The 14,170-nt window shown below is 34.7% G+C and carries 11 protein-coding genes; 10 read left to right on the top strand and 1 reads right to left on the bottom strand.

Annotated features, from left to right (window positions below; translation table 11 throughout):
• Positions 1-483 precede the first annotated feature (483 nt).
• From AB1414_06840 to AB1414_06795, 10 genes are all read left to right on the top strand, one after another.
• Entirely contained in the window at positions 484-1,803 is a 1,320-nt protein-coding gene (locus tag AB1414_06840) for an ATP-binding protein (protein ID MEW6607158.1), read from the top strand.
• Positions 1,804-2,002: 199 nt separating this feature from the next.
• Entirely contained in the window at positions 2,003-4,369 is a 2,367-nt protein-coding gene (gene topA / locus AB1414_06835; protein ID MEW6607157.1) for a type I DNA topoisomerase, read from the top strand.
• Positions 4,370-4,570: 201 nt separating this feature from the next.
• A complete protein-coding gene (locus tag AB1414_06830) occupies positions 4,571-5,443 on the top strand; it encodes a YicC/YloC family endoribonuclease (GenBank protein MEW6607156.1) in 873 nt (290 codons plus the stop codon).
• Between the two features lie 30 nt (positions 5,444-5,473).
• Entirely contained in the window at positions 5,474-6,091 is a 618-nt protein-coding gene (gene gmk, locus AB1414_06825; GenBank protein ID MEW6607155.1) for a guanylate kinase, read from the top strand.
• A complete protein-coding gene (gene coaBC / locus AB1414_06820; protein ID MEW6607154.1) occupies positions 6,084-7,259 on the top strand; it encodes a bifunctional phosphopantothenoylcysteine decarboxylase/phosphopantothenate--cysteine ligase CoaBC in 1,176 nt (391 codons plus the stop codon). Before gmk ends, coaBC begins: the two co-directional genes overlap by 8 nt.
• A gap of 54 nt (positions 7,260-7,313) precedes the next feature.
• Entirely contained in the window at positions 7,314-8,210 is an 897-nt protein-coding gene (xerC, locus tag AB1414_06815) for a tyrosine recombinase XerC (protein MEW6607153.1), read from the top strand.
• A 462-nt stretch (positions 8,211-8,672) separates the two neighbouring features.
• The gene (locus tag AB1414_06810) at positions 8,673-9,440 is read left to right on the top strand and encodes a CDP-alcohol phosphatidyltransferase family protein (GenBank protein ID MEW6607152.1); all 768 of its coding nucleotides are present in this window, start codon (positions 8,673-8,675) and stop codon (positions 9,438-9,440) included.
• Between the two features lie 14 nt (positions 9,441-9,454).
• On the top strand, positions 9,455-10,912 hold the full coding sequence (locus AB1414_06805; GenBank protein ID MEW6607151.1) for a lipopolysaccharide biosynthesis protein: 1,458 nt from the start codon (positions 9,455-9,457) through the stop codon (positions 10,910-10,912).
• A 640-nt stretch (positions 10,913-11,552) separates the two neighbouring features.
• Positions 11,553-11,792, top strand: coding sequence for an acyl carrier protein (locus AB1414_06800; GenBank protein ID MEW6607150.1), 240 nt, complete (start codon positions 11,553-11,555; stop codon positions 11,790-11,792).
• A 2-nt stretch (positions 11,793-11,794) separates the two neighbouring features.
• Positions 11,795-13,006 carry a lactate racemase domain-containing protein gene (locus AB1414_06795; protein ID MEW6607149.1) on the top strand — a complete coding sequence of 404 codons (1,212 nt, stop codon included), beginning with the start codon at positions 11,795-11,797 and terminating at the stop codon, positions 13,004-13,006.
• Positions 13,007-13,206: 200 nt separating this feature from the next.
• Here AB1414_06795 and AB1414_06790 read toward each other — a convergent pair whose 3' ends face one another.
• Positions 13,207-13,980, bottom strand: coding sequence for a hypothetical protein (locus AB1414_06790; protein ID MEW6607148.1), 774 nt, complete (start codon positions 13,978-13,980; stop codon positions 13,207-13,209).
• Positions 13,981-14,170 lie beyond the last annotated feature (190 nt).

The raw sequence follows: 14,170 nt of genomic DNA, 5'->3' as shown, positions 1-14,170 counted from the left end.
AGTAACATGCAACTTCAATCTTAACAGAGCACTATAATCTTTGCGTTCTTTGCGGTTAATTTCTTTGCGTTCTTTGCGGTTAAAAAAGGATAAACCACTTAATCTTAAAAAAACTTGAATATCGAGTTATAGGTTTAATCAAATCAATTAAGAGTAAAATAGTATGAAGTATTTTCCCCTCTTCCTACTTCCTACTTTCCTACTTCCTACTTGCTTGGTATGCTGAATAGTTACGAGAAATTTTCGTTAATAACTACTATATGTCAAATTTTGACTAATAAGTGCTATATCTGCTATTTATCCGTGTTAATCTGTGGCTGAATAATTACTGAATAGTTACCAATATTTTTTCTTCGTGGTCTTCGTGCCCTTCGTGGTTTATCTTAATCGCACAGGTCGAAAAGTTTTAATTGACATCTTTACCAAATTTTTGTATACTTATTAGGTAAAATTTGTAAATTTTACCTAATAAAGGTGGAACTAATGAACAAAAATGAGATTGTCCGAATCCTTTCTGATTGGAATTTCTGGGAAAAGGATATAGAAACTGGCATTAACAGAGATTCATATATAAATAAGTTAATGGAATTCTTAAATACCGGGCTTATTACGGTCATAACCGGTGCAAGAAGAAGTGGCAAATCATTCATTATGAGACAGGTGGCTAAAAGATTGATCAGTAGTGGGGTCAATAAGAATGAAATTCTCATCATAAATTTTGAAGACCCCAGATTTACTCAATTGGATGTAGAAATCTTGCAAAGGATTTATGAAACATATTTAGAGTTTCTGAACCCAAAAGGGAAACCTTATATCTTTCTTGATGAGGTTCAGGAGGTTACTGGATGGGAAAAATGGGTTAGAACCGCACGGGAATTACAAAAAGCTAAAATTGTTCTTTCGGGTTCAAATGCAAAATTATTAAGTCGTGAACTTTCCAGTTTATTAACCGGAATGCACCTTGATGTGACTGTATATCCACTTTCCTTTAAAGAACATTTACTTTTTAACAATATAGAGTTAAAAGATAAACTTGATACGATAAACAAACAGAACGAAATAAAAAGTTTGTTAAGAAATTATATTGAGTTTGGCTCATTCCCGGAAGTTGTTTTACACCAACAAAAAAAGGATATATTACTGAGGTATTATGAGGATGTGTTAAATAAAGATTTGATAAAGAGATTTAATATAAGAAGAAAGGAAGCCATAAAAAGTTTAGCCAAATATTACCTGACCAACATATCAAATTTGATAACCTTTAACTCTATTGAAAAATATTTAAATCTCTCTGCTGATACAATAGAAAAATTCTCTACTTATTTTGAAGATGCCTATATTTTATTTTTTCTGAAGAGGTTTTCTTTTAAGGTAAAGGAACAGGATAAAAGCCCCAAAAAGGTCTACTCGATAGATACAGGATTGGCAAATACAATAGGTTTCAGGACGAGCGAAAATTCAGGCAGATTATTAGAGAATATAACCTTCTTGAAATTGAAAGAAAAGATGTCAGAAACACCAGAGTTAGAAATCTTTTACTGGAAAGACCAATTTCACAGAGAAGTAGATTTTGTTTTGAAAGAAAAACTAAAGACAAAACAGCTTATTCAGGTTTGCTCTAATGTTTACGATGAAAAGACTAAGCACAGAGAAATCAAGGCACTCATTAAAGCAATGGATGAATTTGGTCTTAAAGAAGGCCTGGTTATTACCGAAGATGATGAATTTGAAGAAAAGATAGACAGTAAAAAAATTAAATTTTTACCACTATGGCAATGGTTATTATCTGAAAAAGAGTGGTGAGAAAAGAAAAACGGAACTATACTAAGGATTAGGAAAAATTCAGAGAGTGAAGTTTTGAGGATGATTTCCCAAATGTCACTAATTTCCTGCATAAATAGAGTCTATAGTCTTGTGTCTGATGTCCAGTGTCTGAATCACGATGTCACTAAAAAAAAGTTGACAAAAGTAAAGAGAAAAGATATAATAATTCCCAACAACAATGATGAAATCTTTAATTATCGTCGAATCGCCGGCAAAAACAAGAACTATAAATAAATATTTAGGTGCAGAATTTAAGGTTGCCTCATCTATGGGACATATAAAAGACTTGCCAAGAGATGCACTTGGCGTAGATGTTACAGATAACTTCAAACCAAAATATGTCGTTATCCCTGACCGAAGAAAAATACTAAAAGAACTCAAAGAGTTTGCCTTGAAAATGGACAATATCTATTTAGCCACTGACCCTGACCGTGAAGGAGAGGCAATATCGTGGCATTTATCCCACGAATTAAATGCCAGGCAGACATATCGACTTACCTTTAATGAAATTACTAAACCCGCTATCTTAGAGGCATTAAAACATCCTGGTAAAATTGATAACAATAAGGTTGATGCCCAGCAGGCGAGAAGAATACTGGATAGATTGGTTGGGTATCTTATTAGTCCAATATTAAATAAAAATGTGCAAAAAGGGTTAAGCGCTGGCAGGGTGCAATCTGTGGCAGTTAGACTTATTTGTGAGCGAGAACAGGAAATCGAGGCATTTGTTCCGGAAGAATACTGGTCTATCACCGCTAAACTACAAAAGGAAACTAAAGAGATATTTAACGCAAAATTAGAGAAGATAGATGCCAAAAAGATAAAAATTCCGAATAAGGAGACATCTGAGCAAATTTTAAGAGAACTAAAAGGTAAGGAATTCATTGTTGATAAGGTTATCAAGAAAGATAAGCAACAAAATCCCGTTCCACCTTTTATTACTTCAACACTTCAACAAGAGGCGGCACGAAAACTAAACTTTAAGGCAAAGAAGACGATGCTCGTTGCCCAACAATTATATGAAGGTCTGGATGTTGGTGAAGAAGCGCCAGTTGGAATTATAACCTATATGCGAACGGATGCCGTAAGAGTATCTACAGAGGCACAAACCCAGGCAAGAGAGTATATTAAAAAGGAATTTGGCTCACAATATCTACCGCCAAAACCGCCTCAATACAAAAGTAAAAAATCAGCTCAAGAGGCTCATGAGGCGATTCGTCCAACCTCTGTTTTTAGAAAACCAGATGAAATTAAAGAATATTTAACCCCAGACCAATACAGGTTATATAAACTCATCTGGACCCGATTTATTGCCTCACAGATGACATCGGCTTTATTAGAAGGGACAAGGGTTGAGATTTTAGTTGAAAATAAATTTTTATTTGTCGCCAGCGGCACAGTCGTCAAATTCGATGGGTTTATGGCTGTATATACCGAAGGAAAAGATGAGGAAGAAGAAAAAGAGGATATTTTACCACAACTTAAAGAAAAAGAACGATTAATTTTATTAGAATTAATCCCAAAACAACATTGGACTCAACCCCCGCCGCGATATACAGAGGCAACATTAGTTAAAGCACTGGAAGAAAAGGGTATTGGCAGACCAAGCACTTATGCGGCTATTATCAGCACTATCCAGGAAAGAAATTATGTTCGGCTGGAAGAGAAAAAATTCTTCCTGACAGAACTGGGTAAATTGGTTACACAATTATTAATCAAAAGTTTTCCGGATATTTTAGATGTAGGATTTACCGCCCAATTAGAAGATAAACTCGATAAGATTGAAGAGGGGGAGGTGAAGTGGATTGATGTTTTGCAGAATTTCTACATTCCTTTTAAAAATTCCCTGAGTAAGGCACAGGAAGAAATGAGAAATGTGAAAAAAGAGCAGGAAAAAGTAACCTCAATCTTATGTGAAAAATGTCATAAACCAATGGTTGTCAAAATTGGTAAACATGGGAAATTCTTAGCGTGCTCTGGATTCCCTGAATGCCGGAATATCAAAAACATTGAATTAAAAGAAAATGGTGAAATACAGGTAAAACAAGTTGAAGAAACAGAAATACTTTGTGATAAATGCCATAAACCAATGATAATTAAAGAAGGCAGATATGGTAAATTTTTAGCCTGCTCCGGGTATCCAAAGTGTAAAAATCTGAAATCCCTTGAAAAAAAGGAAGAAAAACCACCAGTCATAACTGAAACAAAGTGTGAAAAATGCGGGGCAAATATGCTTTTACGAGAAGGTAAATATGGTAAATTTTTAGCCTGTAGTAATTATCCCAAATGTAAATTTACTCAATCTGTTAGTTCGGGGCTACTGTGTCCGACGGGCTGTGGCGGAGAATTGACGAGGAAAAGAAGTAAAAAGGGCTTTTTCTATGGCTGTTCTAATTATCCTAAGTGTGAATTTGCTACCTGGGGCAATCCAGTTGAGACAAAATGCCCTGAATGTGGATATATGGTTGTTGAAAAGAGAAGCAAAAGTGGTTTGAAAATATTAGCCTGCACACGCAAGGGATGTAATTATGAAGAAACGGTATGAACCGCTGCTTCACAAAAATGGAGACTCTGGAATAAAAGGATCCCTAAACCCCAATTTTCAGAGGAAACAGAAAACATACTTGACAAAAATCTATAATTTATGCTATGATAGGGCTTCATGAAATTAAAAGTAAATAATCGGTTAATTGGTAATTAATTACCATTTACCAGTTACCATTTGCCAAATTTAAGGAGGTAAAATATGCTCAAAAGTATGACTGGATATGGTGCTGGGAGTAATGAATATTTTAGTGTAGAAATCCAGGCGGTCAATCATAAATTTTCCGAGATAAAGATTTCAACGCCTCCTTTTATGACTTTTCTTGAGAATAAAATTAAAGAATATGTTCAGGAAAAAGTCAACCGTGGAAAACTCTATATTCCTATCAACACAAAAAACAGCGTGACATCGTCTTTTAATAAATTTCAAATAGACCATAATTTAGTAAAAGCATATTTGGATTCTTTCCGCCAGGCAGGGAAATCATTCCGATTAAAAGATGACCTTAAACTAAGCCATATCATTGGAATAAGTAATATTATCAGTAAAAATTCTGATATGGAAATAAAAGATAAATTATGGGAATGGTTGAAGGAACCATTAAATAAAGCCGTAGAAGGATTATTATCAACAAGAATAAATGAAGGGAAAAAGATAGAGACTGAATTAAAATTAAGAATTAACAACATAAAAGAATTAGTGGCAGAAATTGAAAAAAGAACACCACAGGTAATTTTAGAATATAAGGAGAAATTAAAAAATAGACTGGCCACACTAAAAATAGATAAAGAGTTTTTTGATGAAACCCGACTTTATCAAGAGATAGCTATTTTTGCGGATAAGTGTGATATTACGGAAGAATTAGTCCGACTAAAAAGCCATATTCAGCAATTTGATGATACATTAGCCGCAGATAAGCCAATAGGCAGACAATTAGAGTTTTTAGCCCAGGAATTACATCGCGAGATAAATACTATTGGTTCTAAAACAGGGGATATAAAAATTATTCAGTTTGTCCTTCAGGCAAAAAATGAATTAGAAAAGATTCGTGAACAAATTCAAAATGTAGAGTAATGCACTGTTAAAAAGGAGGAAAATATTTCTATGGGGAAAAATCTACTTATTGTCATCTCTGCCCCTTCGGGTGCAGGGAAAACAACGATATGTAAAAGATTAATCAAAACTACACCTAATCTTGTCTTTTCTGTATCAATGACTACCAGACAACCACGCGAGAATGAAATTAATGGAGCGGATTATATTTTTGTTGATGTTGATGAATTTGAGGATAAAATTAAAAAGGGTGAATTTATCGAATGGGCAAAGATTTATGATGATTATTATGGCACCCCTAAAAAATTCCTTAATGAATCACTTGCCTCTGGAATGGATGTTCTCCTCGACATTGATGCTCAAGGGGCAATGAATGTTCAGGGAACATATAGAGATAACAGTGTCCTGATATTTATTATCCCACCTTTCATAGAGGATTTAAAAACACGATTATCCAATCGAATGACAGATAGCCTGGAAGAAATAGAAAAACGACTTTCACTGGCAAAACAAGAATTAAAAAATCTTGAGAAGTATGATTATTGCGTCGTCAATGACGATATAGGAGTAACGGTCGGAAAATTAAAATCTATCATTATTGCGGAGAAAAATAAGGTAAAAAAAATTGGGAAAGAAATTTTAGAGCAATTGGGAATAGAAGATGTATAACGGTAAAAATATTATTCTGGGAATAACAGGAAGTATAGCGGCTTATAAATCTGCAGAGATAACCAGTCAGTTAGTCAAACTTGGAGCAAATATTACGGTTATAATGACTAAATCTGCGATACAATTCATCTCACCACTTACCCTTCAAACCATATCTAAAAATAAAGTCATCACAGACCTTTTTGAGATACCTGCTTCATCTGGGGTAGAGCACATAACTTTGGTAGATAAAGCGGATATTTTCTTAATTGCCCCAGCCACAGCAAATATTATTGGTAAAATAGCCTGCGGTATAGCCGATGATTTTTTAACCACTTTTGCCCTTGCCTGTCATTGTCCTATTCTAATTGCCCCGGCGATGAATGAAAAGATGTATCTTAACCCAATGGTCCAGGTAAATATCAAAAAATTAAAATCTTATGGTATCCAGTTTATTGAGCCAGAAGAGGGCATTTTAGCCTGTGGTGAAAAAGGATTAGGCAGATTAGCCCGGGTAGATAAAATACTTACCGGGATTGACTCGATTTTAAATTCATCATCTTTACTGAAGGGTAAAAAGATTTTAGTTACTGCTGGTGGCACACGCGAGCCAATTGACCCAATTCGCTATATTGGAAATCGCTCTTCAGGTAAAATGGGTTACGCCCTGGCTTTGGCGGCTAAAGAATTTGGTGCGGAGGTAACATTGATTAGTGCCCCAACTCAATTAGAGCCGCCTCAAGGTGTAAAAACTATTTTTGTAGAAACCGCATTACAAATGCAAGATGAGGTATTAAAGGCATTCCCAGAGGTTGATGTCGTCATATCTGCGGCGGCAGTTGCCGATTTTTCACCTGTCCAGGTTGCCCCACAAAAGATTAAAAAAACTACTTCAAGCCTATCATTGGAATTAAAAAAGACCCCTGACATCCTCGCCGAACTGGGCAAAAAGAAGAAAGATAAAATACTCATAGGTTTTGCCGCTGAATCTGAAAACCTTATCTTAAATGCAAAAAAGAAATTAAAAGAAAAAAACTTAGACCTGATTGTGGTTAATGATATTAAAACAGGATTTGGTCAAGACACAAACCAGGTAACAATTATTACCAGAGATGATAGAATTGAGGAATTACCACTTCTACCTAAAAAAGAGATTGCGAGACGAATCCTTGCCGAAATCAGATTTTAGGTCACGAAAAAAATAATAAAGTAATAAATCTAACCTGTCGATATTTATATTAGAATGAAGTATTTAGATGAATTTTTGTCATATTTAAGGGTAGAAAAGGATGCCTCTTATCATACACAGCGAGGCTATAAGGCAGATTTATTCCTGATAGATGGGTTTATAAAAACTCTCACCAAAGGGAAAATAGAATTAGGGAATCCTGGTGTTGATAGATTAATAATTAGACAATACCTTGCCTATCTTCAAAAAGAAAATTATGCTCGTAAAAGTATGGCGCGAAAATTAGCCAGTCTGCGGACTTATTTTAAATTTTTATGCAGAAAAGGATATATTCAGACAAATCCCGCTAAAAGTATATTTACCCCAAAGTTGACACAAAACTTGCCAACCTTTTTATATCAGAATGAAATAGTAGCACTAATTGAATTACCTGAAAACTCAACCGCATTGCTTTTACGAGACAGGGCAATAATGGAAACCCTTTATTCAACCGGAATGAGAGTAAGTGAATTAGTTGGAATGAACCTATCAGATATAGATGAAACAAGTGGGGTGGTGAAGGTGTTAGGGAAAGGGAATAAAGAAAGATTGGTTCCAATTGGCTCTTATGCCCTGACTTGCATAGAAAGGTATCTTGGAAAACGGATAGAATTACTTAAAAAGAACCGAGAGCAAGAGGCGTTATTCCTGAATGGAAAAGGAGGACGATTGACTTCTCGCGGGGTAAGACTCATTGTTAATAAATATGTCCATAAAATGGCTATTTCAAAACATGTCAGTCCACATACCTTTCGTCATACCTTTGCCACGCATCTTTTAGATGCTGGGGCAGATTTAAGGATTGTCCAGGAATTATTAGGACATGCAAGTTTGGCTACAACCCAGATTTATACCCACTTGACTAAAGAACGACTCAAATCTGTTTATGACAAAGCCCACCCCCGAGCATAAAATTCTGGTAATTATTCAGCCACAGAGTAACCGTTCAGGGCTATACATTAGAAGTGTAAACAAGGAGAAATGGGGAAAAGGGAGAATTGGAGAAATGGCTCAAACTTTTCCACCTGTGCGGTTAATGTAAAATGAAAATGTATAACTGAAAGGTAATGAGTCTTGTGAAGTACTAAGAAGTACTAAAATTTTACATTTTTCATTTCCTATTTTACATTTTACATTATATTTTTCCTTTGCGTCTCTGTAATGAATTAGTCTAATCGCACAGGTGGAATTTTTTCCTAATCCTTACCTACAGAAGTATAGGTAGGTCTCCCAAGCCTTCATTCTTCTGCAATTTCTGCCCGCTTTAGTCTGATGTCTGATGTCTATAGTCTACTGTCTGAATTACAGATTACCTCTTTTTTCCCTTTGACAAATGGCACTTGAATATGGTATAATCTTGTAGAGGTATGATTAATGAGCACGATAGATAATAAACATCTTTCCATAAAAGAATTAAGAGTCTTTCAACCAGAAGAGAAAGACCCTACATGGAAATTTTGTCTATTTTTTTCGATTTACATCACTAAGTTGTTTTTATATACAAAGATTTCAGCCAATCAGGTGTCTTTTTTATTCTGTATTGTTAGTCTATTTGCGGCATTATTATTAATGATGGGTATAGCGACCTATGATTGGAGATATTTTATTGGAGTTCCATTTTTTATTTATCTTTACTTAATATTAGATTGTGTCGATGGAGAAGTAGCCAGGGCAAAAGGGACAGCCAATCCTATCACCGGGAAAGTAGTTGATGTTTTATGTCATGAAATTTTTGATGATGCGGTTATAGTCGCGGTAACATTAGGTATATATTTTCGAATAGAAAATGAATTGGCTTTAATTATAGGCTTATTCTTATTTTTTGGTAAAAGCATCAGCCGGAGATTAGAGGATATAATAATACGGGTAATTCGCTTGCATGCACAGGATAAAGTTCGTGAGGAAGATATTGTTAATGTTTCTACTAATCATAAAATAAAAAGATTAATTCACTATATTCTACCTTCTAATTTTGAACATGGCTATATTCCATATAAAGGGATTTTTTTAATAATGATATGTAGTTTATTCGGAGACTTGATGTTATTAGGCGCTTTTGCCCTATGGGCATTTTGGTTTAATTTAAAATGGGTGTATAAAACCTGTAAATTTTTTAAAGCACCTTATAAGTACCTTAAGTAAAAAAGGATTTTTTTATGCCTTATGATATCGGAGAAAAAACTAAAAGAAGTATTTTTTGGGTAACTTCTGCTCGAATATGCAATTATATAATTGAATTTGTTGGGGGGGTAATAGTTGCCCGAATTCTATTCCCTCAAGATTTTGGAATTATGGCAATTGCTATGATTTTTGTTCACTTCGCACAACGATTGGGTGAATTCGGTTTTAATGTCGCCTTAATTCAAAAAGAAAAAATTACACAAGACCATATTTTTACAATATTTATGATTAATTTGGGAATGGGGATTATCTTATGCCTTTCTCTGGTTGGAACTTCTCCTTTTATTGGAAAGTTCTACGATAATGACCTGGTAGGAAAGGTATTGGCTGTTGTTTCCATAGAGTTTATCTTGAGAGGGTTAGCAAGCACTCCTCTGGCATTGTTGCAGAGGGAACTCAAATATGCTCAACATTCTGCAATTTCTTTTATAAATATATTTTTTTCAACCGGAGTAACTGTCCTATTGGCCTTTCTTAATTTTGAAATCTGGAGTCTTGTATTTGGCAGATTAACCGCAAGTGCTACGGAAATTATTAGCATTATGATAATAACTAAATGGATTCCAAAATTTAGGTATAAACATTGGGCAATGAAAGAAATGTTTTCTTTTGGTATATGGATGTTTTTGAGGGCTCAACTTGCTTATTTCCTTAGAAATATAGACTATTTTATTATTAGCAAAAGGCTGGGCGTTGTCCCGTTAGGTTTTTATGAAAGAGGAAGTAACCTGGTTATTGCCTCTCAAAGACTGATTGGCATAGGTATTCAGCAGGTAAGTTTTTCTTCGTTTTCCCGTATTCAAAAGGATAATGAACTTTTGAAAAATACCTTTCAGAAAATATTAACAGGACTCTCTCTATATAACTATCCTATTTTAATAGGGATGTTTTTGATTGCTCCTTCATTTATTCCTGTAGTCTATGGGGAAAAATGGATACCAACAATTTTACCTCTTCAAGTTCTATGTTTCTCTGGTATCCCTCGCTCTTTAGAATTTTTAAGTAACTCATTTGCTACGGCTAAAGGAGACTTGAAAAAATTTACAGGAATACTGGCGCTTCATTTTATCTTTTTATCTATCGCCTGTTTTATAGGGAGTTCTTATGGTATTGTTGGGGTGGCTATTGCTGTAAGTATATCAGGCGTTTTCATTTATATTCTCCTATTTAATTTCCTGATGCATATTGGTGGGTTTAAATTAATGGATATTCTGACACCGCAAATCCCTGCTTTAATCTATGTTAGTATTATGGCATTAGGGGTAAAATCATGGGAATTAGTGATGAAAAACCTCTGGCAAATACAATCATTCCCTATGCTTATTTCCTCTATCCTTGTAGGAGGGATATTATATATTGGCGCTTTATTTACAATAAGATTTAAACAGACGGAATTTTTAAGGCTGGAATTAATGACCAGGATTAAATCGTAAGAGTTCAGGTAGGATATAAAAAATAAGGAGAAAGGGAGAAGATGGAGAAGTGGAGAAAAGAAGAGTTAACTGATAGGATTATTAATGCCTGTAGCAGTGGATAAAGAAATAGGGTTACTGGTAAATTTCGCAGACTCCAGGATTGATGTCCGAAGGGTGGAGCAAGAAAAAGTTTGAGCCATTTCTCCAATTCTCCCTTTTCCCCATTTCTCCTTGTTTACACTTCTAATGTATAGCCCTGAACGGTTACATTAAATCAGTTCTTAAAAGGTAACTTTCACCTTGTAGGAAAGTAGGAGAGTAGGGAAGTAGGAAAGGGAAAGAAAATGAATGAGAAGTTAGATGATTTTAGACAACTGTAATCCGTCAGTCATTTGGGGGATGAATATTAATCTGCGGAGGACAGAGCAATGAAAATAGTAGGCAAGTAGGTAGTAGGGAAGTAGGAAAGGGATAAAGAATGTGCACGGTATCCCTCTTCTGGGGGCAATGTCTCCCCCTTTCCTACTTTCCTACTTCCTCCTTCCTACTTGCTTGGTATGCTGAATAGTTACTTATAAAGTAAGTAATCGGTTAAATGGTAGCTGGTAACTAATCACCATTCACCAGTTACCAATTACCAAAAATAAGGAGGCTTTGTATGGAGATTGAAGGAGCAATTAGAAAATTTATCGAGGATGACCTTTTAGAAGACTCGATGACTGAACTAAGTAATAATGATTCATTATTAGAAAAAGGCATCATCGATTCATTTAATATGGTTAAACTACTTACATTTATTGAATCTACATTTTCAGTTAAAATTGACGATGAAGAACTTATGCCAGAAAACTTTGACTCAATATCAGCCATTGCAAATTTTGTTAAAAATAAGAGGTAAGAATGAAAAATATATCTATTCCTTTTAAAGCCTGGTATGGAGATGAGCAATTTATCCTTGAATTCCCGGATAACTGGGAAATTGAGGAATATAATATGGTAGATGCACCTCCAATACCCATTAATGAAATAGAAAAGGCATTTTATAATCCCATTGGTAGTAAAAGAATAAGCGAATTAGTCAGAGGCAAAACTACGGCCGCTATTGCTGTTGAGGATATCACAAGACCTTCTCCACTTGAGGATATTCTCCAACTAATCTTAAAAGAACTAAAAATAGGTGGCATAGATGATAAAGATATAAAAATAATTATTAGCACAGGCGGACATAGACCGTTACTCCGAGATGATTTAATCAAAAAATTAGGCAGGGAAATAGTTAAGAGATTTGATATTTATAATCATAATCCATTTGAAAATCTTTCAACTGTCCATGGTATCCGAATCAATAGATTCTTTTTGGAGGCAGAATTTAAAATTGTCGTCGGCAGTGTCATTCCACATCCATTTGCCGGGTTTAGTGGTGGGGCGAAGATAGTCTCGCCGGGATTAACAGGTATAGAGTGGTTAGTTAGAAGTCATAAGGCTGTTCTTATGGGATTGAAAGGTAGTATCGGGGTAGTTGAAGGGAATAAATTTCGGGCGGAATTAGAACAGATTGCTAAAAATATTGGCGTGGATATTGGGATTAATATTGTTCCTAATTCTAAAAGACAAATAGCAAAGGTAGTAGCAGGAGATATTGTTGAGGCACATCGCGAGGCAGTAAGATTTGCCAGAGAGATTTATATGACAAATATCCCTCATCAGGCAGATGTTGTTATCCTCAATGCCTATCCAAAGGATACAGAATTATTACAATCAGAAAATGCCTTTGATTTCTATCGCTCGGCTAATGATTCCATAATAAAACAAAATGGCGTAGTCATTTTAATAAGTGCCTGTCCTCTGGGTAGAGGTTACCATGCATTATTTGAACCAGGAATGCAATTATATAGACTCCCAGGCAAGAAAAGATTCCTCGGCGATAAAAGGCTTTTTTTCTTCTCACCCTATATTAATTATCTGGATTTTTGTAAGGTTTTCTGGAGTGATTATTTCTTTTTTGATAATTGGCAAAAACTCATCACCGAACTTAAAAAAATATATCCAGATAATTGTCAAATAGCCATTTTCCCTTACAGTTCAATTCAATTAGCCCAAAATGAAGGATAAAAATAAGTGTAACATTTTAGCCATCTGAAGTGAAATTCAGGTAATCAGTTATCGGTAATCAGGTTATCGGTAAAGGGAAAATATCAATTGGTTGTTACTGATTACTGATTACCGATTACCTTGCACTTCATTTGGGTAAATAGTTACAAATAAGTAACCGTTCAGGTGGTAATTTACCACCTGAACGTTACCTTTTTTAATTATCCAGGTAAAGTGAACAAAAGCCATTTAAGAAAATAGATAGATTCGAAATGCGGGACTTCTTTTTCTTCAAGAATCTGATTAGTAAAGAAGAAGGAATCACCGATAACGACAAATTTACCCTTGCCATAAGGTAACTGAACAATAAGGGGGTAGCCGTAGGCACTGCATATCGTTTTAGCATTTTTATCCTCACAGAGGACTGGCCAACCCTTATAAAATGTTGCCACCTTATTTATACCTTCCATCTCTACCTGGAAATACCCCAGTGGAACATTGGCGAGTTTGAACCCAAAGTTATTCAACAGCCTTAAAGAACCACCCTTTTCCTCAAACCCAACGGATAAAATCACAATGCCTCCCTGGAGAAGATATTCTTTAATAATTTCAATCTCTTTTGGGCTAAATGGTTTAGTTGGGGCTATAAAAATCAAGATATCTCCATTTAATATCTTTTCTCTGGAAAAATCCTTTAACATAAAGGAAAGATAACCATTACGCATTAAATTAAGGTGTAATCCCATTATTCCTTGAGGTTTCCAGCTGTCTAATGTATAATATCCCCGATGGGAATTATCGACATAAGCAATATTTCCTTTAGGAATTCGGGTTTGATTTCTTTTATTCAATTCAATAGAAACCAGAATAATAATGAGTGAGAAAAAGACAAGAGAAATGAGAACAACAGTATTTCTTGAAAATATCAAGAAAAGGATTAAAGCAATTATTAAAGTAACGACTGGAAGGTAGGGATAATTAATGATTGATTCCATTTTTTTGTCTCCTTTTTATTTTACTCTATTTTCGATTAATTGTCAACCTTTTTATTTGAAACCGACTTCAATTCAGACATAAGAGATAACACCAATAAAAGGTAGAGTTGATAGAGTGTTAGATAGAAGTAGGGTAACAAAGTAATAAAAAATTTAGATTTTATTATTTTTTCCTTGACAAAATAACACC

Source organism: bacterium (assembly GCA_040755795.1).
Lineage (GTDB): Bacteria > UBA9089 > CG2-30-40-21 > CG2-30-40-21 > SBAY01 > JBFLXS01.
The sequence above is the reverse complement of the archived record's forward strand: the minus strand, read 5'-3'. Positions and strand labels throughout refer to the sequence as shown.

Coding starts and splice junctions, on each gene's coding strand:
- AB1414_06840 (MEW6607158.1), top strand. CDS start 484: ATGAACAAAAATGAGATTGTCCGAATCCTTTCTGATTGGAATTTCTGG.
- topA (MEW6607157.1), top strand. CDS start 2,003: ATGATGAAATCTTTAATTATCGTCGAATCGCCGGCAAAAACAAGAACT.
- AB1414_06830 (MEW6607156.1), top strand. CDS start 4,571: ATGCTCAAAAGTATGACTGGATATGGTGCTGGGAGTAATGAATATTTT.
- gmk (MEW6607155.1), top strand. CDS start 5,474: ATGGGGAAAAATCTACTTATTGTCATCTCTGCCCCTTCGGGTGCAGGG.
- coaBC (MEW6607154.1), top strand. CDS start 6,084: ATGTATAACGGTAAAAATATTATTCTGGGAATAACAGGAAGTATAGCG.
- xerC (MEW6607153.1), top strand. CDS start 7,314: ATGAAGTATTTAGATGAATTTTTGTCATATTTAAGGGTAGAAAAGGAT.
- AB1414_06810 (MEW6607152.1), top strand. CDS start 8,673: ATGAGCACGATAGATAATAAACATCTTTCCATAAAAGAATTAAGAGTC.
- AB1414_06805 (MEW6607151.1), top strand. CDS start 9,455: ATGCCTTATGATATCGGAGAAAAAACTAAAAGAAGTATTTTTTGGGTA.
- AB1414_06800 (MEW6607150.1), top strand. CDS start 11,553: ATGGAGATTGAAGGAGCAATTAGAAAATTTATCGAGGATGACCTTTTA.
- AB1414_06795 (MEW6607149.1), top strand. CDS start 11,795: ATGAAAAATATATCTATTCCTTTTAAAGCCTGGTATGGAGATGAGCAA.
- AB1414_06790 (MEW6607148.1), bottom strand. CDS start 13,980: ATGGAATCAATCATTAATTATCCCTACCTTCCAGTCGTTACTTTAATA.